The sequence below is a fragment of the Sorangium sp. So ce363 genome, from assembly GCF_051520435.1.
In the GTDB taxonomy this organism is placed as follows: Bacteria; Myxococcota_A; Polyangia; order Polyangiales; family Polyangiaceae; genus Sorangium; species Sorangium cellulosum_B.
Genome location: NZ_CP150333.1, coordinates 12,076,596 through 12,099,136 on the forward strand (window position 1 = coordinate 12,076,596; position 22,541 = coordinate 12,099,136).

At 73.8% G+C, this 22,541-nt stretch carries 12 protein-coding genes and 1 tRNA gene; 10 read left to right on the forward strand and 3 right to left on the reverse strand.

Translation table 11 applies throughout. The features are described 5' to 3' along the window. Positions 1-80 precede the first annotated feature (80 nt). The 4 genes from WMF12_RS45390 to WMF12_RS45405 all read left to right on the forward strand — a co-directional run bounded on the left by WMF12_RS45390 (position 81) and on the right by WMF12_RS45405 (position 3,402). Complete coding sequence (locus WMF12_RS45390) at positions 81-1,859, forward strand: AMP-dependent synthetase/ligase (protein ID WP_437855004.1); 1,779 nt, start codon at positions 81-83, stop codon at positions 1,857-1,859. 3 nt (positions 1,860-1,862) lie between these two features. Then, the gene (locus WMF12_RS45395; RefSeq protein ID WP_437855007.1) at positions 1,863-2,576 is read left to right on the forward strand and encodes an HAD family hydrolase; all 714 of its coding nucleotides are present in this window, start codon (positions 1,863-1,865) and stop codon (positions 2,574-2,576) included. 294 nt (positions 2,577-2,870) lie between these two features. Further along, positions 2,871-3,080, forward strand: coding sequence for a hypothetical protein (locus WMF12_RS45400; protein WP_437742975.1), 210 nt, complete (start codon positions 2,871-2,873; stop codon positions 3,078-3,080). Positions 3,081-3,090: 10 nt separating this feature from the next. Next, the gene (locus WMF12_RS45405; protein ID WP_437855011.1) at positions 3,091-3,402 is read left to right on the forward strand and encodes a hypothetical protein; all 312 of its coding nucleotides are present in this window, start codon (positions 3,091-3,093) and stop codon (positions 3,400-3,402) included. 188 nt (positions 3,403-3,590) lie between these two features. On the opposite strand, the gene WMF12_RS45410 is transcribed toward WMF12_RS45405, so the two are convergent. The 3 genes from WMF12_RS45410 to WMF12_RS45420 all read right to left on the reverse strand — a co-directional run bounded on the left by WMF12_RS45410 (position 3,591) and on the right by WMF12_RS45420 (position 5,931). Then, a complete protein-coding gene (locus WMF12_RS45410) occupies positions 3,591-4,106 on the reverse strand; it encodes a hypothetical protein (RefSeq protein ID WP_437855012.1) in 516 nt (171 codons plus the stop codon). Between the two features lie 189 nt (positions 4,107-4,295). Further along, complete coding sequence (locus WMF12_RS45415; protein ID WP_437742978.1) at positions 4,296-4,613, reverse strand: YtxH domain-containing protein; 318 nt, start codon at positions 4,611-4,613, stop codon at positions 4,296-4,298. Between the two features lie 190 nt (positions 4,614-4,803). Further along, the gene (locus tag WMF12_RS45420; RefSeq protein ID WP_437855013.1) at positions 4,804-5,931 is read right to left on the reverse strand and encodes a hypothetical protein; all 1,128 of its coding nucleotides are present in this window, start codon (positions 5,929-5,931) and stop codon (positions 4,804-4,806) included. 482 nt (positions 5,932-6,413) lie between these two features. On the opposite strand from WMF12_RS45420, the gene WMF12_RS45425 reads away from it, so the two are divergent. From WMF12_RS45425 to WMF12_RS45450, 6 genes are all read left to right on the forward strand, one after another. After that, on the forward strand, positions 6,414-8,540 hold the full coding sequence (locus WMF12_RS45425; RefSeq protein WP_437855014.1) for a zinc-ribbon domain-containing protein: 2,127 nt from the start codon (positions 6,414-6,416) through the stop codon (positions 8,538-8,540). Continuing rightward, entirely contained in the window at positions 8,533-10,392 is a 1,860-nt protein-coding gene (locus tag WMF12_RS45430) for a S49 family peptidase (protein ID WP_437855016.1), read from the forward strand. Before WMF12_RS45425 ends, WMF12_RS45430 begins: the two co-directional genes overlap by 8 nt. Before the next feature lie 161 nt (positions 10,393-10,553). Further along, a complete protein-coding gene (locus tag WMF12_RS45435; RefSeq protein WP_437855018.1) occupies positions 10,554-18,506 on the forward strand; it encodes a hypothetical protein in 7,953 nt (2,650 codons plus the stop codon). Between the two features lie 474 nt (positions 18,507-18,980). After that, the gene (locus WMF12_RS45440; protein WP_437742983.1) at positions 18,981-20,756 is read left to right on the forward strand and encodes a carboxypeptidase-like regulatory domain-containing protein; all 1,776 of its coding nucleotides are present in this window, start codon (positions 18,981-18,983) and stop codon (positions 20,754-20,756) included. A gap of 57 nt (positions 20,757-20,813) precedes the next feature. Next, positions 20,814-22,046 (forward strand): ATP-binding protein, encoded by a 1,233-nt coding sequence (locus tag WMF12_RS45445; RefSeq protein WP_437855020.1) that lies wholly within the window; start codon positions 20,814-20,816, stop codon positions 22,044-22,046. Between the two features lie 223 nt (positions 22,047-22,269). Continuing rightward, positions 22,270-22,351, forward strand: a tRNA-Leu gene (locus WMF12_RS45450). Positions 22,352-22,541 lie beyond the last annotated feature (190 nt).

The window sequence follows — 22,541 nt, forward strand, 5'->3', positions numbered from 1 at the left end:
CCAGGCGGTCCCGGACCCCGGGCGGGTGCAGGAAAATTCTCCTGTGATTGCGCACGCTTGCCCCTGAACGAGGTAGCCCGATGCCCTGTGACTCGATACCGCGGCGCCTGCTAGGCCAGGCGAAGGCGCGTCCCGAGGCTCCTGCCCACTACGTCAAGGAGGGGGGCTTCTGGAGGATGACCAGCTTCCGGGAGTACGCGGGCGAGGCGCGGCGCGCCGGCAAGGCGCTCCTCGCGCTCGGCCTCGAGCCCGGCGCCACGGTCAGCCTCCTCGGCTTCAACCGGCCCGAGTGGGTGGTGCTCCACGTGGCATGCATGGCGATCGGAGGCGCTCCCGCGGGCATCTACACGACGTGCTCGCCCGAGGAGGTGCGCCACGTCGTGCGCCATGCGGGGTCGCAGGTGGTGCTGGTCGAGGACAGGGCCCAGCTGGAGAAGGTGCTGAGCCAGTGGGATCGGCTGCCGCGGCTCTCGTGGGTGGTGCTGATGCGGGGCGCGGAGCCCGCGGGCGATCCGCGGATCCTGGCCTGGGATGAGTTCCTCGCGCGGGGCGACCGCGTCTCGGACGAGCTGCTCGAGCAGCGGCTCGACGCGCTCGAGCCGAACGGCCTCGCGACGCTGCTCTACACCTCCGGGACCGTGGGGCCGCCGAAGGGGGTCATGCTGAGCCATGAGAACCTCACGCGCTCGGCGGACATGGCGGCGCGCCTCATCCCGAGCTCGTCCCGGGACATCGCGCTCTCCTACCTGCCTCTTTCGCACGTCGCCGAGCAGATGTTCACGATCCACATCCCGGCCTCGGTCGGCGCGGCCGTGTACTTCGCCGAGTCGATGGCGGCGCTCGCCGACAACCTCAAGGAGGTGCGGCCTACCGCCTTCTTCGGGGTCCCGCGCGTCTGGGAGAAGCTGAGGGACGGGATCGACGCGAAGCTCTCCGGCGCGAGGGGGTTGCAGAAAATCATGCTCGATCAGGCGAGGCGCGTCGGGCTCCAGCACAGCGAGCTCCGCGCCCGAGGCGAGCAGCCGGGGCCGCTGCTCGCGCTGCAGCACCGCGCCTTCGACACGCTGGTCTACGCGAAGGTGAAGGCGGCCGTGGGGCTCGGCCGGGCGCACGCGTTCAGCAGCGGCGCGGCCCCCATCGCGAAGGAGGTCCTCGAGTTCTTCGCGTCGCTCGACATCCTGATCACCGAGGTCTACGGCCAGTCCGAGGTGACCGGCGCGACGAGCTACAACCTGCCGGGCAGGACGAAGCTCGGCTCCGTGGGGCCGTCGGTGCCAGGCATGGACGTGAAGATCGCGGACGACGGCGAGATCCTCGTGAAGGGGCCGACCGTGTTCCTCGGCTACTACAAGGAGCCAGAGGCGACCGCGCAGGCCCTGGTCGACGGCTGGCTCCACTCGGGGGATCTCGGCCGATTCGACGAGGAAGGGTTCCTCCACATCACCGGGCGGAAGAAGGAGATCCTCATCACGGCCGGCGGAAAGAACATCTCGCCCAAGAACATCGAGGAGGCGCTCAAGCGCCACGACCTCATCGCCGAGGCGGTGGTCGTCGGCGATGGGCGCAAGTTCCTCACGGCCCTGCTCGTGCTGGCCCCCGACGCGGTGAAGCGCCTCTCGGCCGAGCGCGGGCTCGGCCGCGAGCTCTCGCACGCGTCGCCCGAGATCAGGGAGGCCGTGCAGCGGGCCGTCGACGAGGTGAACGGCGAGCTCGCGCAGGTCGAGACGATCAAGAAGTTCTCGATCCTGCCGCGCGGCTTCACCATCGAGGACGGCGAGCTGACGCCGACGCTCAAGATCAAGCGGCGCAATGTGAGCCAGAATTTTGCGCGCGAGATCGAGGCGATGTACGCCGAGTAATTCATGCGCAACGAGCCTGCTACAGCCGTCTCCTTCGACTTCGGCCAGACCCTGGTGGAGCTCGACACGGGGCTGCTCTCCGCCCGGCTCGCCGAGCGGGGCATCGCCGCGCCTCGGGAGCGGCTGGACGGGGCGGTGGACGAGGGCTGGCGCGCGTACAACGAGGCGATCCAGCGCGGGCTCGGCGGCCACCCGTGGAAGATCATGATGCGCCGCCTGCTCGAGGCGGGCGGCGTCGAGGCCAGCGCGCTCGACGCGGCGGTCGACTGGCTCTGGACGGAGCAGCCCCGGAAGAACCTCTGGCGCCGGCCGATCGTGGGGATGATCGACGTCGTGATCGAGCTCCGGCAGGCCGGCGTGCCGGTCGCGGTGCTGTCGAACTCGGAGGGCCGGCTCGAGGAGCTGATCGAAGAGCTCGGCTGGTCGGCGCACTTCGTGGCGGTGGCGGACTCGGGGCGGCTCGGGTTCGAGAAGCCGGGCAGGGAGATCTTCGCATGGACGGCCGAGCGCCTCGGTGCGCCGCTCGCCGCGGTGGTCCACGTCGGCGATTCCTTCGCCGCCGACGTCGGCGGCGCCCTCGCGGCAGGGATGCGGGCCGTCTGGTTCAAGGGGGACCCGACGCGGGCTGCGGAGGTGTCCCAGGCCGAGCGGGTGGCGGTGTGCGACGGCGCGGAGACGCTGCGCCGCGCGCTCCGGGCGTTCGGCGTCCGCTTCTAGCGCGTGCGCTGCGCCGCGCGCCGTCGTGCGGCCAGCGATCTCCATGAGCCCGTCACCTGGCGAGCGCGGCCCGCAAGCGCGGCGCTCGCGCGCGAGGTCGACGCGGGCGTCGCGCGCTCGCCCTTCCGTCCGTGAGCACGAACGTCCCGGAAGGCGCTCCGCCCCGCGCTCGTCGCGCGCGCTTCTCCGCTGGCTCTCCTCGTCCTGCTGCCCCGCGCCGGTGGGGCGGTCTCCGGATCGTGCAGCCGATGCACGTCGCGCGGTGGTTCGGGCATTGCTGGAGACCGGTTCACGATGATCGCCAACGATGCAGACATCGAACAAGAGTCCGGACGCCGGGAGCGGCGAGCGAACATTCCCGCCGCCGTCCCTCGCCTCTTCGGCGAGGTCCGCCGCGCGGACGAGCGGCTCGTCTCGCTCGTGCAAGAGCGCCCTGTGGCCACGCTCCTCGCGGTGGCCGCCGTGGGCTACCTGATCGGGCGGGTCGTTACACGGTTGAGTTGAGGAGGTCATCATGACGGCACGCGAGGTCGAGGTCGAACGGGAGCGCGACGCGCGAGAGGTGGTGAACGACGCGCTCAGCCGGCTCGACGCGGCGGAGGTCACGCGGGCGGTCTCGGCGTTCGCGCGGGACAACCCGCACGTGGCGATCGCAGCGGCGGCTGGGCTGGGGTTCCTGCTCGGCGGGGGCCTGACGCCGCGCATGCTCAGCAGGCTCGGGTCGCTCGCGACGCGCAGCTACGTCAAGAGCGCGCTGGCCCAGGCGGTCGAGCTCGTCCTCGATGAGCAGACGCGGTCCCAGAGCCATCTCGGCTCGTCGCCGTGATCCAGCAGGCACCTGCTGCGCGTTACCTTGGTTGAAGGTGGGGTCGTTTGAACCGCCAAGGACGCCAAGATTGTTGAGGTTTTTCTCGGCGCCCTTGGCGGATTGGCGGTTTCATCACGGGCGCGTCCCGGCCGCGTCCGCACGTGGATCATCGCTGGGCCACGCCACGCCGGGCGCAGGGTCCTCCTTCAGGTCCTGCGGCTGCAGGTCTTGCGGATGCGGCGACCGCCGCTCTCGCTCAGCACCTCTTCAACGCTGCGGGAAACGTCGGGCAAGCACCGCACGGAGAGCAACGCGCCGCCGCCGGCGCTGCCGTCGTCGAGCCGGCGCGCCTCGTACTCGGGCAGGCGCGCGCCGAGGACGGCGCCGAGCAGGGTGCCGGCAGCGCCAGCGGCGCCCGCTCCCGCGAGGCACGCGACGATGGGCCCCGCCAGGAACGCGTCGAGCCGCGGAATGATCAGCGCGCCTCCTGCCGTGATCGCCGCGAGCGTGCCCCCGACGAGCCCTCCGATCACAGCGCCCAGGGCGGCCCCTTCGGACGCCTTGCTGTGGATCGTGAGCTCGATCTCGTCCAGACGGGAGTGCTGCCTGGGCACCATGCTGATGTCCTCGGCCGCGACGCCCAGGGCGAGGAGGCGGCCAAGTGCGCCCGCGGCTTCCGTGCGACCTGGGAAGAATGCAGTGAGCGTCCGGTAATACATCATTCGACGAGTGCCCCTGTGCCGCGGTTCGCGAGGTGTCTCGTTCAATCCATCTGCTCTCGGAAAAGCATCGCTTGTGCCGCTCCGGCTGCGCAGATGTCGCTCGGCTGCTGGAGCACATCCCGGGAAATGATGGAAGGCGCCGCTCCGCGCGTGGGCGGTGCGGCGCCTTCGCGCCCCCCTGGAGCTCGCTCAGCGGGCGCCGAGCTCGTTGGAGTACGAGCCGGTGCTCTCCTGGAGCTTCTCCTGGATCTGGTCCTGGGTCCGCTGCGCAGCGCCCAGGGCGCGCTCCTTGGCCCTCTCCGCGCGCTCGCGCAGCCGGCTCGTGCTGTCGCGCAGCCGGCGGCGAGCCTCGTCACCTGACGTCGGCGCGACCAGGACGCCAACCCCGACGCCCATGGCGACGCCGAGGCCGAGCCCGACCGACAGGGGAACGATCCAATCGAGTGAGCTCCTTCTCCTGTAGGGGAACATGTCGGCCATGTAATTGACGAGATCGTTTGCCTTCATTGTGGCTCCGTCGGTTCGTATCGCGTGGGGGCGCGTAACGCGTATCCCTCAGCGTGGATTCACGTGGCTGGAACAGTGACCGGCGGGACGTGAGGCAGCGCGCATGCCAAGGGCATATTGCGCACGGAGGGGGCAGGGCAGGGGGCTGTCCTGCCCCGAGGAGCGATCGCGGCGGAGGAGCGCCGCGGCGTTACCGGCAGAAGCCGTCGATGCAGATCTTGCCTTCGCTGCAGGGCGTCTCGGGGTCGCAGTCGCCGCCGAGGTTCTCGCTCGACCCGCAGACCTGGTGCTCGCCGGAGAACGTCGTCACGGTCCTGCACTCGCTCAGCGAGGGCGGCTGGTTGTCGCAGGCGTTCGGGTTCGGCTGGTCGCACGAGATGTAGCAGCTGTGGTGCAGACAGATCGACCCCGGCGCGCAGACGTCCTGCGCTCCATCCTCGCCGCACACGAAGTTGCTCGACTGATTCGGGATGCAGCCGTTCTCGACCCAGACGTCGCCCTCGGGGCAGGCGGCGCCGTCGCTCCTCGGAACACAGGCGCCGTCGACGCAGACGGCGGAGGGGCCGCCGCAGTCGTCGGTGATGACGCAGGGCTGCGCAGGGCGGGAGCAGATGCCGAGGGTGGCGTCGCAACGGTAGCTGCTGGGGCAGTCCGCGTCCTCGCTGCAGGCGGGCGTGCATTTGCCCTCGACGCACTTGTCGTTGACCGGACACTGCGTCTGATCGAAGCACTGGTCCTGAGGCGCGGTGCAGATGCCGCTGACGCAGAGGTAGTCCGCGCCGAGGCGGGCGCAGTCGGCGTCGGCGCCGCACGCGGCCGGGGTCGCCGGCACGCAGGTCGCATCGGCCTCGTCGCCCTCGCAGACATAGCCGTGGATGCAGCCGAGCGGCTCGCCGCTCGGAAGGACCTGATCGCAGCTGCCGGGCTGACACGTGCCATCCGGCGCGCAGGTCTCGCCATCGGCGCAGTCGTCCGGGTTGCCGCAGTACACGACGTCGCCGGGGGCCCCGCCGCTGCCCCCCTCCCCGGAGGAGCCGCTCGCGACGCAGGCGGCGGTGTGGTCGTCGGCGATGACGCACTCGAAGCCCCGGCTACACCCCCAGGTCGTGCAGTCGCCGATGTGGCATTTGTTGTCTTCGCCACAGGTCTCGTTGATCCAACAGTCGGCTGGCCCGTCACAGCCGCTCGGGATGCCGGGCGTGCAGTCCTCGACGACTGCATCACAGAAGGGGCTGTCGGCGTCATCGTCGTAGATGGGGCAACCCGCGAGGAGGGGCGCCAGCACGCTCGCGAGACCCAGCAGAGTAAGTCGCTTCATTCACCGTCTCCCGAAAGCATTCGGCCGCCCGGCGTCGAGGAGCCGCGCCCTCGCGCGTGACGGTCGCGACCGGACGAGCGTAGCAAGCGACATGCCCCACACAAGCCTGGCAAGTCGCGGCGCATTTCGGTCGATCGCGCGCTCGCCGTGAAGCCGCGTTCACGTCGGCATGTGGCCCGCGTGTGGCGAGGCGAGGCGCGGCCCGGCCCCGATGTGCCGTGCCGCGCGGAGGTCACGCGGCGGCGGCCGCGACATCGGGGGGCGGGGGAACCGCAGGGGAGGGGGACCGCAGGGGACCGCGAACCCTGAACCGCGCAGGAAAGCGGAGGACGGCGCGGCGCGGCGCGACGCTTTGGGGCGCACAGGGGAACCCGTGCTACCGTTCCGCCGAGTTCCGGGCGGCTACCTCCGAACGAGGAACCCCGGCAGGCTCGCGCCTGGGGGGCCAGCCGTTCGCGAGGACACGGGGACCGGTCGAGCAGATGGATGTCACCTGCGAGCGTTGCAGCACCGAGTACGAGTTCGACGACGCGCTCGTGTCGGAGCGCGGCACGACGGTCAAGTGCACGAACTGCGGCTTCCAGTTCAAGGTCCGCCGCACCGACGGCGCGCTCCCCGAGAAGTGGGTGGTGCGCACGCTCGGCGGCCGGGAGCTCGAGTTCAAGATGCTCCGGGAGCTCCAGGCGGCGATCACCCAGGGCCAGATCACCCGCGACGACGTGATCTCGCGCGGCAACGCGAGGCCGCGGCGGCTCGGGTCGATCGCGGAGCTGGAGCCGTTCTTCAAGGGGCCGGGCAGCATCGTGATGGCCGGGACCGCGCTGGGCATCGGCGGGCCCTCGCCGTTCCCTGGCCGCTCGAGGTCGCTGACGCCTCCAGGGCTCGGCGGTCCGGCGCCGGCGCAGACCGAGGGCTCGGTCGCGATCCCGCTCCCGCGGGCGGAGAGCGATGCGGACGTCGCCCCCGAGTCCATCCACGACGCAGAGACGGTCGTTCGGGACGTGCGGGAGGTCCAGTCGGGCAGGGAGCGCCCGTCGCCGCGCCGCGGGGCGCAGACCGCGGGCTACGACTCCGAGGCCAGCGCCCCCGCGCGGGCGATGACGAAGCCGGGCGCGCTGCCCGGGGTCGTGGTGCCGCCGGAAGAGGCGCCGCCGCTGCCGGACGGGCACCCCGCGCGCCGGCAGGAGCCGCGGACCCTCCGCGGCGCGGGGGTCGCCGAGGCGCGCCAGGGCAGCATCAGGCCCGGGCCCGCGGACGCCGGCAGCGAGGGGCAGGGGCGCGCCGCAGGCGTCGTTCCGCTGCGGATGCCGAACAGCGTCCCACCGCCGCGCATCGAGCGCGCCGACAGCCCGGGAGAAGAAGCCCCCGTGGCGAGGCGCGGGGCGCCGCGCGCGGCGAGCGAGGACCACGCGTCGCGGCGGGCAGCGACGTCGGGGTCGCCGACCGCACCCGCGGAGCCCGAGGGGCGTCCCTCCTATGTCGACGAGGGGGACGGCGACGCGGGGATCACGTCGCTGCCCTCGAGGAGGACGGGGATCGCGCGGTGGGTGGTCGGCCTCATCGTCGTCGGCCTCATGGTGGTGAGCGCGGCGACCCTCGGGCCGAAGTACCTCAAGCCGGCCGTCCAGGCCCGGCCTGCGGCGAGCGACGATCGCGTCTCGGCGCTGCTCGCCGAGGGCGAGAGGAGCCTGGCCGAAGGGGATCCGGAGACGGCGAGGGACAAGCTCGTCAAGGCGAGCGCGCTCGCCGAGGACGACCCGCGCGTCGCGGCGGCGCTGGCCCGGGTCGAGACGGTGAACGCGGACGTGCGGTGGCTGCGGCTGCAGCTGCTCGCCGCAGGGGACGCGGATCTGGACACGGTGCGGCACGAGCTCGACATCGCGATCGAGCGCGCCCGCAAGGCGGTCGAGCACGCGCGGCGCGTCGCGCCGGCGAACGCCGAGGTGACCCGCGCGGCGATCGATCTGCTCCGCATGCAGGGCGACCTCGCCTCCGCGCGGAAGCTCGTCGGCGCGATCTCGGCCGAGAGCGCGCAGCCGGAGAGCGCGCTGACGCTGGCCGCGCTCGATCTCGCCGAGGCTCATCCGAGCTGGGCCGCCGTCGTCGAGCGGCTCCGGACGGCGGCGAGCATCGAGCAGAGCCCCGGGCGAGCGCGGGCGCTCCTCGTCTATGCGCTCGCGAGGTCCGGCGATCCCGCGGCCGCGCGCGCCGAGAACGAGCGCCTGCTGGCGACGAGCCGGCCGCACCCGCTCGCGCGCCCGCTCCGGGCCTTCATCGACCGGCTCGAAAAGGCGCAGGGCGAGCCAGGAGGCGTCACCGAGCCGGCGTCGAGCGCGCGCGCGGAGAGCCCGCAGGCGGGCGCTCCTCCGCCGAGCCCACAGGCCGCGGCGAGCGCTCCTCCCGCGAGCCCGCCGGCCGCGCCGGGGCGCCCTCGGCGCGGGCCGGAGGCGGCGCCGGACGACGGCCGCGTGCCCGACGACTATGTCGCCCCGGGCGGCACCATCGATACGAGCGATCTGCCCGGCGTGCATCCGCCGCCGACCGCCGCGCCTGGAGCGACGGCGCCGCCGATCGACACCTCGGATCTGCCTGGAATGAAGCATGAGTAAGCGCCGAGCTCGAGGGGTGCGGTGGACCGGCGTCGGCGCCCTCGCCGTGGCGGCATCGATGCCTGGGTGCACCGGGAGAGAGCGGGCGGCAGCGCTGCCGGCGCCCGCCGCGGCGGGCCTCGACGAGCCGGCGGTCATCGAGATCGATCTCTCGCGCGGGCTCCCCGAGAGCGCGTCCGCGTCGCTCTTCGGCCCGCCGAGCGGCAGGACCCACGCGCAGCTCGTGCAGTCGCTGCGAGCGTTGTCCGAGTCCGCGAGCGCGAAGGGGTTCCTCGTGCGGCTCGGGAGCGCGCGCCTCGCGTTCGCGCGGGCCCACGAGATCGGCCGGATCCTCGGCGATGTCCGCGCGGCGGGGCGACCTGTCGTGTGCCACGCGGACGAGTACAACAACGCGACCATGCTGCTGGCGTCCATCGCCTGCAGCAAGCTCTGGCTCAGCCCTGCCGGGCAGGTCGACACGGTGGGGATCGCGGCGCAGCTGGTGTTCGCGAAGGGGCTCCTCGACAAGCTCAACGTGGATGTCGACTTCCTCCAGGTGGGGAAGTTCAAGGGCGCGAGCGAGCCGTTCACGCGGGAAGGGGCGAGCCCCGAGGCACGTCGATCGCTCGAGTCCGCGCTCGGCGGGGTCCGCGAGGCGTGGCTGTCGGCCATCGTGGAGGGGCGCGGCAAGGAGGAGCTCCGGGAGGCCCTCGAGGACGGCCCGTTCGCGCCTGAAGAGGCGAAGGCGAGGGCGCTCGTGGACGAGATCGGCGATCTCGAGTCCGCGACCGAGGACGCGAAGAAGCTCGCTGGCACCGAGCGCTCCGTGCCTCGGTTCGGCGGCGCTCCGCGCGATGCGAGCTTCTCCCGGAGCCTCGTGGACGTGTTCCGCTCGGTCTCCGGGGCGAGCTCGCTGGGGACGCCGCATGTGGCGGTCGTCCCGGCGATCGGCGGCATCACCATGAGCGCCAAGGGGATGCCCATCGGCTCGTCGGACGGGATCGGCGAGCGCGAGCTCGGGCAAACGATCACGCGCCTCACCGAGGATCAGAGCGCGAAGGCGGTCGTGCTCCGGATCGACTCGCCCGGCGGCTCGGCGCTGGCCTCGGATCTGCTCTGGCAGAAGCTGATGCGGCTGCGGCAGCAGAAGCCGCTGGTCGTCTCGATCGGCGGGATGGCCGCGAGCGGCGGCTACTACCTCGCCTGCGCTGGCACCAAGATCGTCGCCGAGCGGACGAGCATCATCGGCTCGATAGGCGTCGTGGGCGGCAAGTTCGCCGTCGGGAAGGCGCTTGCGGACATCGGGATCAACGCAGAGACGGTCGCGGCCAACCCGGATCCTCAGCGGGCAGCGCGCGCCGCGTACATGTCGGCGCTCACACCCTGGGACGAGCCCACACGCGCCCGTGTGCTCGCCTCCATGGAGGCGGTTTACGATCTGTTCCTGAAGCGCATCACGGCGGGACGGAACCTCCCGTTGGAGACGATCGCGCCGTCGGCGGAGGGACGGATCTTCGGCGGGGTCGAGGCTGCAGGGCGCTCGCTCGTCGATGAGCTCGGCGGCCTGGAGCGAGCGATCGCGCTCGCGCGCGAGCTGGCGGAGCTGCCGACGGACGCGCCGGTCGAGATCGAGCAGGACGACGGCGGGCTGCTGGAGCTCCTGGCGACCGGCGACGAAGCCAACGAGGGCAGCGCTCGGGCTCCCGACCGCGCAGCGCTCAAGGAGCGCGCGCGGGAGGCGATGGCTTCCGTCCTCCTGCCGGAGTGGCTCGGCGTCGCGCCGGAGGTCGGGACCTTCGCCGCCTCCATGGCGCCTCTCCTGGCCGGAGAGAGGGCGCTCACGGTGTTACCGTTCGCGGTGACGCTCCGGTAAAGCGCGAGATTGCACCGGAAGATTGGCCTTGTACCTCGGTCGTTCTGGTAGGCTGAGCGGGTTCAGCATACCCGAAGCGGGTCGCCGAAATGAGCTCTTCACCTCCGGATCGGGCAGCATCAGCGTCGGGCGCGAGGAGGTCGCTGCATTCGCCGGAGCTGATGGATCCTGCCGGGCCCGCCTCCGCGGGGCAGCTGGTCCTCGCAGGGGCCCGGGCGATCGCGCCGGTGTCGCGCCACCGCGGCCCGCGGGCTGAAGAGGCCTACTGGCGCGCGCGGGTGGACGAGCGCCGCGCCGCCGGCGACGCGCAAGGGGAGCGCGAGGCAGCCCTCGCCCTCGCGAGGATCCTCGCCGCGCGCGGCGTCGAGCTGGACCAGGCGGCGGCGCTGGCGCGCCGGGCGCTCTCGCTGGGCGACGACCCGGCGATGAGGAGCGAGCTCGCCGGCTGGCTGGCCGGGCTGGGCGAGCCAGCCCTGGCCGCCGCGGCGCTGCGCGGCCTCCGCGACGACGCGCAGCCGCCCGGCGCGACGGCGCGGATGCTGGTGAAGATCGCCGTGCTCCTCGCGCGCGCCAGCGACGTCGCGGGCGCGGTCGACGCGCTCGAAGAGGCGAGCGAGCTCGCCCCGGACGACGCGATGGCGAGCGAGCTGCTCGGCACGATCGCGGCCTGGGCGTCGGACGAGGTGTTCCCCGCGGCCGCGGCGAAGGCGTACCTGGAGGCGGCCAAGCGGCGCGAAGCCGCGCGGGAGCGGGAGGCGGCGTTCGAGGATCGCCTGCGCGCCTTCGAGATTGCGCCTTACGACGACATGGCCGCCAAGGCCATGGCGGCCGCGCTGTTCTTGCGCAGCCGGCAGGGCGCGGCCGACGAGGTGCTCCGGACGCACGCCGACGCGCTCGCGGCGCGGGCGCCTCGCGGCGAGGGCGAGGCCCCTGGCCCCTCCGCCCTGCGACGCGCGATGGAGGTGCACGGCCACCGGCTCCAGGGCGCGACGAGCGAGGGCGACTGGGCGCGCGCCGTCGGGTGCGTGCTCGACGCGGGCCTCGACGGGGCGATCGACGGCGACGCCGCCCGCGCGATCGACGAGGTGCTCGAGCAGGCGGGGCTCTACGAGCTCGTGGCCGCGCGGATCGAGCTCAGGGCGGAGCAGCGGGTCGGGGCGTCGAGAGCCGAGGCGTACGTGGCGCTCGCGCGGCTCCACGCTGGCCCGCTCGCGAGCCCCGATCGCGCCGTGGAGGCCTGGATCGAGGCCGCGGCGAGCGACTCCGGCAGCGCCGCCGCGCGCTCCGCGCTGCGCGACCACGCGGCGACGCTGCACGACATGGCGCCCCTCGTCGAGGCGCTCATCCGCATCGGCGAGGGCTCGGACGCGAGGGCGACGGAGGACGCGGCGGGGCGGATCGACGCGCTCTCGGAGCTCGCGCGCCTCGCGGAAGAGAAGATCGGCGACCCCGGCCTCGCGCGCTGGGCGCTCGAGGCGCTGAGAGACGTCGGCGGCGACCCGACGCACGCCGAGGCAGGGCTCCAGCGGATCGCCGATCGGCTCAAGGGGCAGGACGAGGCGCTCGCCGCGGCGCAGCGCGCGCTCCGCGGCGCGGACACCGCCGAGGGGCGGATCGACGCGCTCCGCCGGCTCGTCGTGATTTACCGCGGCCGCCCGAAGGAGCGCGCGGCCTACGAGGAGGCGCTCGTGGGGCTCTCGCGGGCGCTGCCGGCCGACCGCGGCTGCCTGCTGGCGCTCGATCGGCTGAGCCGGCGGACCGGGGGAGGCGCCGCGCTCGACGCCCTGCTCCGCGCGCGGCTGGCCGAGGCGACGCGGGCGTCCTCGGAGGCCGAGGGCGCGCGCTCCGCGAGGTCCGAGGCGATCCGCGCGGCCTCGCTGACGCGGGTCGAGCTGGTGCGCGTAAGGCTCCTCCTGTCGGCGATCGCCCGGCGGCAAGGCCAGGACGCCCGCGCCCTGGACGAGGTGTTGCCGCTGCTCGGCGAGGCCCCGGGGCACCGCGGCGCGGCGAGCGCCGCGCTCGTGCTGGCCACGCGGACCGGGCGCCTGCGGGAGCGCGCCGACGCGCTCGTGCAGCTCGCCGCGCCGGTCTGGCCGGCGCTGCGCGCGGTGCTGCTCTCGATCGCCGCGGCGCTCTACCACCGGACGCAGCGGGCGCGCGAGGCGGCGCCCTCGCGCGAGGTCGCGCTGCTCGCCTGCGAGGCCGATCCGTCGTCCGCGCGCGCCGTGGCCACGCTCGCCTCCATCCTCACGGCAGATCTCGCCGCCGCCGCGGAGGCCGGCGAGGCGCCTCCGTTCGAGGTCGACCGGGCGGTGGCGGCCGCGATCGAGCGCTCCATCACCACGGTGTTCCCGCGCGGCGCGCTCTGCGACGGCCTCGCGAGGGCGCTGGAGGCGCTGGGCGAGCTGCCGCTCGCGCTCGCGTGGACCCAGCGCTGGCTCGCGCTGCGGCCAGGGTGCCCCCAGGCGACCGCGGAGCTCATCCGCCGCGCCGCGGCCGCCGGCGACGCGGCCCGGCTCTCGGACGCGCTCGCGTGGATCCTGGCGCAGCCCAAGCCGCTCGGCGAGATGGCGGCGGCGCTGGCGAGCGCGCTGCACGCCCTCTACGACCTCGATCCCGAGCGCGGCACGGCGCTCGCGAGGCGCTCGCTCGACGTCTTCGGCCCGCAGAACCCGCTCTTGCGCGAGCGGCTGCTGGAGCTCGCGCGCCGGGCGGGCGACCCTCACCTCGCGGTGACCGTGCTCGAGCGGTGGCTGGCCGTCGAGATCACGGCAGCGCACGCCCCCGAGCTGATGTTCATGCTCACCGATTGCCGGCTCGACGGCGGCGATCCGGACGGGGCAGCGCAGGAGCTCGCGCGCGCAGCCGCGGTGCAGGCGGATCCTCACGAGATCCTCGCGCGGGTCCAGCGCCTCGAGTCGTCGCTGGTCGACGCGAAGGGGCTCAGCTCCGACGGCGCCATCGCGCTGGCCGAGGCGAAGGCCCGGGCGTTCACCGCGCAGGGCGCCGGCGCGGCGGCGGAGGCCGCGGCCGCGTGGCGTGAGCTCGGCAGCCTGCGCTGGGACCTGGCGGAGGATCACCGGGGCGCCGAGGAGGCGTTCTTCCGCGCGAGCGAGCTCGCGCCGAGCGGCGGCACCGAGCGTTACGCGCGGGACATGTGCGAGTTCGCGGGCGTCGAGGCGGCGATCGAGGCGATCGTCGCGCGCGCCGCGGAGGCGCGGAGCGAGAGGGGAGCGCAGCCCGCCGCGGACGAGAACAGGTGGTCGGGCGACGTCGGGCCCGAGCGGCGCAGGCGCGCCAACCTGCTGATCGAGGCCGCCAACCTGGCGCACGAGCACGGCCTGCCCGAGCGCGCGCTCTCCGCGGCGGCGAGCGCGATCGAGCTCGATCCCCTCCGCGCGGACGCCGTCGCGCTGGTCGAGAAATCGGCGGACGCCGACGGCGGCGTCGTCGTCCTCGACAAGACCTACCGGCTGCTCGCCGACGCGGCCCTGGGCTGCTACGGCCGCCGCGCCGCCCATTACCGCGCGGCGCGGCAGCTGGAGAGGCGCGGCGCGTTCGAGCTCGCGCTCGCGCACGCCGTGGCCAGCTTCGAGGCGGTCCCGACCGAGGGCACCTCGTACGTGCTGCTCGCTCGGCTCGCCGAGCACGTCGGCGAGCCGTCGGACGCCGTGCGCGCGCTCGAGCGGGTGGCGACGACGGCCGATCCGGCGTCGCGCAACGCGTGGTTGAAGCGCGCCGCGGCCCTCACCGGCCGCACGGAGGAGGGCCTCCGGCTGCGCCTCGACATCCTGCTCCGCGCGTTGGTCGTACGCCCGGACGCGGCGCTCGTCGAGGACGTCGGCGCGGCCATCCGCGATCTCATCGCGTGCACGGGGCAGCCGGAGGTCGAGGCCATCCGCTTCGACCGCGCGGTCAAGGCGAGCATCGCGAAGCTCGACGGCCCCGAGGGGGCCCGCGCGGGGCTCGCGATGGCGCGCATCGCCGTCGCCGTCCTCGACTCGCCCGCGCTCGCGCTCGCCGCGATCGAGCGCGCGATGCTCGCCGACGGCGACGTCGACGAGTTCCAGACGCTCCTCGACATCGTGGGCGAGCTCGCGCGGCAGACCGAGCCGGCGTCGCACCTCGTCGCGGCGGTGTACGCCGCAGCGATGAGGCCGCACTCGAGCGTCGGTCCGGGCCTGCTCAGGTGGGCGAGCAAGCTCGCTGGCGCCCTGAACGTGCCGCCGGTCGCCGCGGCGCTGCTCGTGGAGGCCGCCCGGCGCGCGCCGGAGGACGACGCGCTCGCGTACGAGGCGGAGGGGGCCGTCGAGGCCAGCGGGGACGAGGCGCTGAAGCGCTCGCTGGACGACGCCTTGCCGGTCGCGCGGCGCCTCGAGGCGCTGCTGCACCTCGCCGACAAACACGAGCGCGAGGGCCAGCGCGCCGAGGCCACCGTCGCCCTGGAGCGGGCGCTCGCCGGCGGGCAGCTCGTGGGCGAGACGCGCAACGAGGTCGTCACCCGGCTGCGCCGGCTGTACGCGGCCGAACGTCGCAGCGCCGATCTCGAGACGCTCGTCCAGTCCGAGCTCGCGCGCATCGATCTGCCGGATGCCGTCCGCCTCGGGTTGACGCGCGAGCACGCCGGCATCCTCGCCGCCGGCGGCGATCTCCATGGCGCGGTGGAGCTCCTCCTGGAGGCCGCCCAGAGGACGCCCTTCGACAAGGCGCACATCGACGAGCTCATCCGGCTCGCGCGGAGCACCGACGATCGCCAGCGGCTCTTCGACGTGCTCACGCGCCTCCAGGGCATCCTGAGCGGCGACGAGGAGCGGCTGGTCGTGCTCCGCGAGCTCGCGCCGCTGGCCCAGGAGCTCGGCGATCGCGGCGCCGCGGTGGCGCTCTACGAGGCGATCGCCCGGCTGGATCTCACCGACATGCACGCCGTCGAGGTCGTCGAGCAGGACGCGAGCGACCGCGGCGATTACGCCGCGGTCGCCGCCCTCCTCGCGCGCCGCATCGAGGCGGCCCCGCTGCCGGACACGCGGCGCGCGCTGCGGCTCCGGCGCGCCGCCCTGCTCGAGCAGCGCCTCGGCCTCCTCGACGAGGCGTGCGCCGAGCTGGAGGCCCTGCTCGCGGCGTCACCGGACGACGTGAGCGCGCTGAGGTTCCTCGCGGACATCCACGAGCGGCTCGGGACGCCGCTCCGCGCCGCCCCGCTCTGGTGCAGGCTGGGCGATCTCGCGACGACCACCGACGAGCGGGCCGAGTACAGCCTCCGCGCGTGCAGCAGCTACCTCGGCGGCGGGGACGTCGAGTCCGCGAAGGACACGCTGGAGAGCGTCGCTCGCATCGCGCCGCGCGAGGCCGTGATCGAGCTCCGCGTCGAGATCGCCCGCCGGGAGGGGGACGGCCACGCGCTCGCCGCGGCGCTCGATCAGCTCGCCAGCGCGTCGCGCGACGCCCCCGACCGGCGCGCGCAGCTGCTGGTCGAGGCGGCGCGCGCCACCTCGATGCTCGGGGACGACGCGACGGCGCTCGAGCGCGCTCGCCGCGCCGTGAAGCTCGCCCCGGAGTCGCCCGACGCCGTCCTCGAGGCGCGCCGCATCGAGTATCGCCTGCGCGGGACCGGGACGCCGCGCGACGCGCAGGCCGCGGTGGAGGAGCTCGGCCGCATCGCGCCGCGCCTGCGCCCGGCTCACGTCGACCTGCACGCGTTCCTCCTCGCCGAGACGCTCGACGTCATCCAGGGCCACGGCGCCGGCATGCGGGAGCTGACCCGGCGCCACGCCGAGGTCGGCCCGAGCACGCTGGTCGCGCTCGGCATGGCGGAGCGCCTGGCCCTGAAGCGGAACTTCTCTGCCGCCCTCCCGCTGTTCGATCGTGCGCTCGGCGGCGATCTCCAGGGGATGCGCGCGCGCGGTCGGGTCGCGCTCGCCGCCGCCGAGACCGCTCAGAACGCCGGCGATCTCGAGGCGGCCGCGCGCCTGCTCGAGGAGGCCGCGGCGGAGCCGGAGACGCGCACGCTGGCGCTGCGCCGCCAGCTGGAGCTCACGGCTGCGCGAGGTGAGCCCGAGGCCGCCCGGAAGGCGCTCGAAGAGCTCGCCGCGCAGAGCTCGGGGATCGATCGCGCGCGCGCGCTGATGCAGCTCGCGCGCCTGCACGTGTCGAGCGACCCGGATCGCGCAGCGAAGATCCTCTCGCAGGCCACGGCGCTCGCGGGCTCGGATCGCTCGCTGGGGCTGAAGATCGCCGAGCTGAACGCCGAGCTGGCCAGCGAGCGGGCGACCCTGCCTCCCGAGGACGTGCCCCAGGCTGCGACGCTCCGGGCAGCCGCGGCGGAGCCGGTCCAGGCGGCACCAGAGGCGCCGCCCAGCGCTGCGTCGGCGGCGAACGGCGCCGGACCCGCGAGCAGCCGTACGCCGTCGAGCGGGGTCGGTCCGGCGAGCAGCCGTACGCCGTCGAGCGGGGTCGGTCCGGCGAGCAGCCGCGCGCCGTCGGGCGGGGTCGGGCCGGCGAGCAGCCGCGCGCCGTCGAGCGGGGTCGGGCCGGCGAGCAGCCGCGCGCCGTCGAGCGGGGTCGGGCCGGCGAGCAGCCGCGCGCCGTCGAGCGGCGGCGCGCCGGCCTCGAGCAACCAGCACATCGATCTCGTCGAGCTCAACGACCCGCTCGACGAGGGGTTGATCGCCGACGACCCGTCGCAATCCACCTCTTCCGCGGTGTCGGACGACGATCTGCTCGACGGGGCGGCGAGCACCGCCGCCTCGCCGGCGCCGTCACCGAGCGCTGTGTCAGGTGCCGCGGAGAGCAACGCCGCGCGCGGCGGCGCCGCGTCGGGCCGCTCCAGCGTCGGCGCGCCGCAGCCCGGGCCCCCGGTCTCCGCCCCGGCGTCGATCCAGCCGCCCTCCTCCGCGACGCGGCTCGTGGCCGCGTGGTCGCCGTCCGCGGCCGAGAGCTTCGAGGAGGCAGCGCTCTTCCGCGAGCTCGCCGCGGGCTCGTACGACGCCGGCGAGCGGCTCATCAAGAGCTTCGCTCCGCGCGACGATCGCTCCCGGGAGGCGCTGGCGGTCCGACGGATGCAGGCCCACCTGCGCCTCGGCGATCGGGGCACCCTGGAGCGCCTCCAGGCGGCCGCGATCGCCGACAAGAACATGACCTACGCCCGCGCCATCGAGCACGTGCTGCGCGCCTTCGACGGTGACGAGCCGTCCGATCGGCCCGGCGAGGGCGTCGTCACGCCGCCGCCCCTCGCCGCGCAGCGCGACGCGCCGGAGCTCGTGAGCGCGCTGCTCTTCCGCGATCTGGAATCGCCGGTCAACGAGGCGCTCGCGATCGTCTGGGAGACGGGCCTCTACCGCCGCGACGCAGGCCAGTCCGGGCTCGTCCCCTCCGAGCGGATCCAGCCGACATCGCCCACCCTCCTCGGAGAGATCTACGGCGTCATGGCCGCTCACCTCGGCCTCTTGCGCACTGCGCTCTTCCACCAGCGCGCGTCCTTGCCTGCTCCGTCGCCGCCGGAGGGGCAGGTCGTCCGGGTCAACCCGCCGGCCGTGCTGCTGCGGGGCGAGGTCCGCGAGGACACCCCCGAGCTGCGTTACCTGCTCGGCGCTCAGCTCGCTGGCGCCATGCCCGACCATGTCCTGGTGAACACCAGCTCGGAGGATGAGCTCCGCACGCTGCTCTCCGCCATCGTCGCCGCGTTCGGGCCCCTGGAGGCCACCGCGCACAGCGCCCGCGGCAATCCGGCCGTGGTGCGGCTCGAGCAGAACCTCTGGCAGCTCATCCCCCCGCGCGCAGAGCGTCGCCTCCGCGAGATCTGCGACAGCGCCGACAAGATCACCTACGAGGGGGCCGTCAAGACGACCCGCACCGCGATGCGCCGCGCTGGCCTCTTCGCCGCGGGCAACGTCGCCACGGCCGTGCGCGCGACCCTCAAGGAGCGCGGCCTGGAGCTGGTGGTCCCGCTCTCCGACCCCGAAGGGCTCGCCGCGGCCTGCGCGGCGGTCCCCGAGATCGCCGATCTCGTACGCCTCGCGACGCGGATGGAGTACGCCGAAGCGCGATGGCAGCCTGGTACGGTGCCTTCACTCCGGCGGGTCGACACGGGAAGCTCGCGCTTCCGTGCAGGCACATAGGCGCCGCGGCACCCGCTGCGCGGACGTCGGTGGCGTCATGTTCCTCGCAGACCTCGCGCCCCCGCAGCGCCGACCGGAGCCCGTTCGTATCCCGTCTCACCCGAGCTTTCCCGTGTGCATGTCCGCGCTTCGCCTTTTTGCGATGAGTGCGGGGTGGCCGCATCGGCGCATCCGTCTCGACGCGACAGCGCTGTCACAGCGCCGCCGCTGGTTGCGCGGCGCCCTGTCGAGCGGATGCACGCCACACGCTGCCCGGAACGCCGTCTGTCGGTTGGCACGAACATCGCCTTCTCGTTCGGGTGTGATTTTCCCCTGCGCCTGCTCGGGTGCGGACCCGTTCGGGCTCCGTGTGTCGCTCTCCTCAGCTCGGCGGCCACCGGTCGCCGGCGTCTCCGCGGAGCCGCGGCGCTCTCCCGCCGCACCGCCACGGGGGCGGTTTCTGCTCCGCGCTGCGTCCTTGGCGAGGAGGGCGTCGTGAGCGCGCGACACGTCGTGTGCGCCGCGCTGCTCGCCTGCCTACCGACCTCGGTGGCCTGCGGCATTCCCCTCGAAATGGCGGACTCCGCCCCCTTGAACGCCTGCGACAGGTCGGTCGAGTGCGGCCCGGGGGCGACCTGCGCCGATGTCAGCGGGCAACGCGCGTGCGTCTCGACGAGCGCGAACCTCGACGGGCTCATCCTCGAGATCCGGCCGCGCGCCTCGCCCGAGCTGGGCGCGGAGGTCTCCCATCTCCTCGCCATCGATGCAGCGAGCGGCTTCCCTCCTCAGGACCCTGGCGGGCAGGTGCATTCCGTCGATCTCACGATCCCCATGCCCGCGAGCGTGAAGGCCACGGTGCGCCTCGGCGGCTCCTATTGCGAGAACCGCACCGGCGGGCTGCCTCCCCTGACCGGCGGGCAGTTCCCCGTGAAGGTCGAGTTCCGGCGCATCGCGCCGATCCTGGGCCTGCCCACCCAGAGCTACTCGACGCTCTCGGAGCCGGACGGCATCGACGGCCAGAGATTCCAGCTCTCGATCCCCGCAGGCGACTACCACATCTCGTTGATGCCGCAGGCGCGCGCCGACTGCCTCGACGACATCCCCCCGCCGATCTTCCTGCCGAACCAGGTGGTCCCCGAGCAGTGGACGCTCGGCATCAACGCCGAGGCGCCCGCCGTGCTCCAGGGCAGCTTGCAGGTGCCTGAGGGCGTGCGCGTCGACGGGTGGAAGCTCGATCTCGTCGACCCGGTGACAGGCAGCGTCCTCTCCCAGGTAGGCCTGCTCGAACAGGCCGAGCCCGACCCGCCGGCGACCGCGACGCAGGTCGGGTTCAGCGTGAAGTTCTACTGGACCGACAAGGACAGGAGCCCGCTCATCCGGCTGCGTCCGAAGGACGGCGTGCCGAGGCCCACGGTCTACTGGGAGCTCGCTGCGCTCGCGCTCCAGGGCTCCACGGGGAACCTGGACCTGTCGCTCCTCCAGCTCGACGCGGCGGCGCGCCGCGTGGAAGGTCAGACGCTCGACGTGAACGGCAACCCGGTGCTCTCCGCCGTCCGTATCCAGAGCGCCATCATCGACAGGGCGCCCACCGCCGCCTACAAGCTGGACACCGAGACCGACGCGAACGGCCTCTTCCGTGCCGATCTCCCGCCAGGCGAGTACGTCCTCTTCGCGCAGCCGATCAACGACACCACCAAGGCGGCCGTCAAGCAGCCGCTCAAGTTCGCCGCCGGCGACGACTGCTACTGCGGTCAGTCGGTCGTCATCCCCGAGGCCGGGACGCTGCGCGGCCGCGTCCAGGGGCCCATGGGCGAGTTGATGGACGGCGCCAGCGTGTTCGCGGTCCCTGCCCGCGGCCAGGTCACGCCCTACATCGGCCAGGTGCTGACGCCCGGGCCGCTGCTGCCCCGGCAGGCGTCCGGGGTCCTCCGTGAGGGCGCGTTCTCGATCGGCATCGACCCAGGGGAGTTCGACTTCTCGGTCCGCCCGACGCCCGGCTCCGCCTTCCCGTGGCTCGTCAGGCCGCGCCTAACGGTCTCTGCGATGGACGCCGCGGTCACCGACCTCGAGCTCGCCATCTCGTTCCCGGCCGTGCTCCAGGGCGTCGTCCGCGACGCGTCGGGCGCCCGGCTCGGCGACGCCACGGTCGTGGCCTGGCTGCCGGTCCAGGGCGCGACCGCGCCGGAGACGAGGGGCATCCAGATCGGCGAGACCCGGTCGGCGGCCGATGGCTCCTATGTACTGCCGCTCCCCCCATCGATGTCCCGGTGAAGTCGGAGCGAAAAAGGGCGGTACCAGCTCAGCGCGGAGCGAGATAGGCTAACGCCCGTGGCGCAGCCGACGCGCGGTGGGACATCGGAGCCTTCAACCGAGGATGGCCTGACCCTCGCGCCTCCTCTACGCGGCGACCTGGGCCAGCGCGCCGACGAGGAGCGCGCGACCGGGACCTCGCTTCCGTCTGCGCAGGAGCTCGCGATCGCGCTGCACGAGGTCTCCAACGCGCTCACGGTCATCGTGGGGTGCATCGAGCGCGCGCAGGGCGAGCAAGGCCCCGAGCTGGGCCGCGCGCTCGGCGTCGCCGCGTCCCGCGCGCGCGACGCTCGCCGCCTGATCCGGCGGGCCATCGGCGCCGAGGGGCGTCCGGCCGGCGACGGCGAGGTCGCGTCGAGGCCGCTGGGGGAGCCGGCGCGCCTGATCGCCGACGTCATCGACGACGCCGTGATGGGGCTCGAGCCCGAGGCGCGCCGCTCGGCGATCGCGCTCCGCGCGGTGATCGAGCCCGCGGTCGCGCGCACCGGCGTGAGCAACGGCGCTGCGGTCGTGCAGATCTTGACGAACCTCCTGCTCAACGCCGTGGCGCTGTCGCCCCGCGGCTCGTCCGTCCGTGTCGATGCCAGGCTGGAGGGCGCCGCGGTCGTCATCGGCGTCGCGGACCAGGGGCCCGGCGTCCCGCCGTCGCGCCGAGCGACGCTGCTGAGCTCCGGCGTCTCGACGCGGCCTGGCGGAGCGGGCATCGGTCTCCGCCACTCCGCAGCGCTGGCGAGCGCTGCCGGCGGCGCGCTCGCGCTCGTGCCTTCGGAGGAAGGCGCTCGCTTCGAGCTGCGCTGGCCCGTCGAGGACACGCCGCCCGCCGACGCCCTGCCCGGCGAAGCAGGAGCCGAGGAAAAGCCGCCTGTGCCGCGGAACATGACGTCGCTGCCGCAGCACGGGACGATCCTTGATGGCGTCAGGATCCTGGTGGTCGAGGACGACGACGCGGTGGTGGATCTGCTCGACACGGCGCTCACCGCGCGCGGCGCGAGCATCGTCAGCGTGCAGAGCGCGGTCGAGCTCCCGGGGGCCCTCGCCTCCGGGCCGTTCCAGGCTGCGCTGCTCGACATCTCGCCCATCCAGCAGGACGTCCTCGGCACCGTCTCCGCCGTGCGCAGGGCCAACCCGGACGTGCGGCTCGTGGTCATGTCCGGCAGCGCCGGCGCCGATCCTCTCCCCGCGAACGCCGGCGTCTCCTGGGTGCGCAAGCCGTTCGAGATCCGCGAGATCGTCGAGGCGCTCGTCCGCTGAAGAGCTCGCGGGCGAGGTGCGCGCAGCGCTCCGTGCGGTGCGGGCGTGCTCCTCGGGTGCGCGCTCCGGTCGCGCGCGCAGCCGTGGCAACCGGCGATCGGTCGAGGCCGCGAGGCCGCCGCGCCGGGCTGATCAGCGCGGGCGCTGCGCCGTGTGACGACGTTGTGAGGATTAGCTTGACTTCCCCGGCCAGCTGGGTAGGTTCCGTCCCGCAACCGCACTCGCGAAGGTGGCGGAATTGGCAGACGCACTAGCTTGAGGTGCTAGCGGGTAACACCGTGGGGGTTCAAGTCCCCCCCTTCGCACTCCCTGTCTCTCTCTCGACGCCTCGTTCTCCACTCCTTGTGCACACGTGGCTGAGCGCATTGCCTCGGCTCGTGTGTGGTACCGGTGACGCTGCCCTTGTGTCTTGACGGGGCCGCCCGGTTTCGGAGCGCGCGTCTGAGTCTCGACGGCTTGCCCTGGCACCGCTGAGCGCTCGTCTGCGCCCAGCTG

Excerpts from the sequence above, each read along its gene's own strand:
- WMF12_RS45415 (WP_437742978.1), bottom strand. The coding sequence starts at position 4,613 with ATGAAGGCAAACGATCTCGTCAATTACATGGCCGACATGTTCCCCTAC.
- WMF12_RS45435 (WP_437855018.1), top strand. The coding sequence starts at position 10,554 with ATGGATCCTGCCGGGCCCGCCTCCGCGGGGCAGCTGGTCCTCGCAGGG.
- WMF12_RS45405 (WP_437855011.1), top strand. The coding sequence starts at position 3,091 with ATGACGGCACGCGAGGTCGAGGTCGAACGGGAGCGCGACGCGCGAGAG.
- WMF12_RS45420 (WP_437855013.1), bottom strand. The coding sequence starts at position 5,931 with ATGAAGCGACTTACTCTGCTGGGTCTCGCGAGCGTGCTGGCGCCCCTC.
- WMF12_RS45410 (WP_437855012.1), bottom strand. The coding sequence starts at position 4,106 with ATGATGTATTACCGGACGCTCACTGCATTCTTCCCAGGTCGCACGGAA.
- WMF12_RS45390 (WP_437855004.1), top strand. The coding sequence starts at position 81 with ATGCCCTGTGACTCGATACCGCGGCGCCTGCTAGGCCAGGCGAAGGCG.
- WMF12_RS45430 (WP_437855016.1), top strand. The coding sequence starts at position 8,533 with ATGAGTAAGCGCCGAGCTCGAGGGGTGCGGTGGACCGGCGTCGGCGCC.
- WMF12_RS45425 (WP_437855014.1), top strand. The coding sequence starts at position 6,414 with ATGGATGTCACCTGCGAGCGTTGCAGCACCGAGTACGAGTTCGACGAC.
- WMF12_RS45395 (WP_437855007.1), top strand. The coding sequence starts at position 1,863 with ATGCGCAACGAGCCTGCTACAGCCGTCTCCTTCGACTTCGGCCAGACC.
- WMF12_RS45400 (WP_437742975.1), top strand. The coding sequence starts at position 2,871 with ATGATCGCCAACGATGCAGACATCGAACAAGAGTCCGGACGCCGGGAG.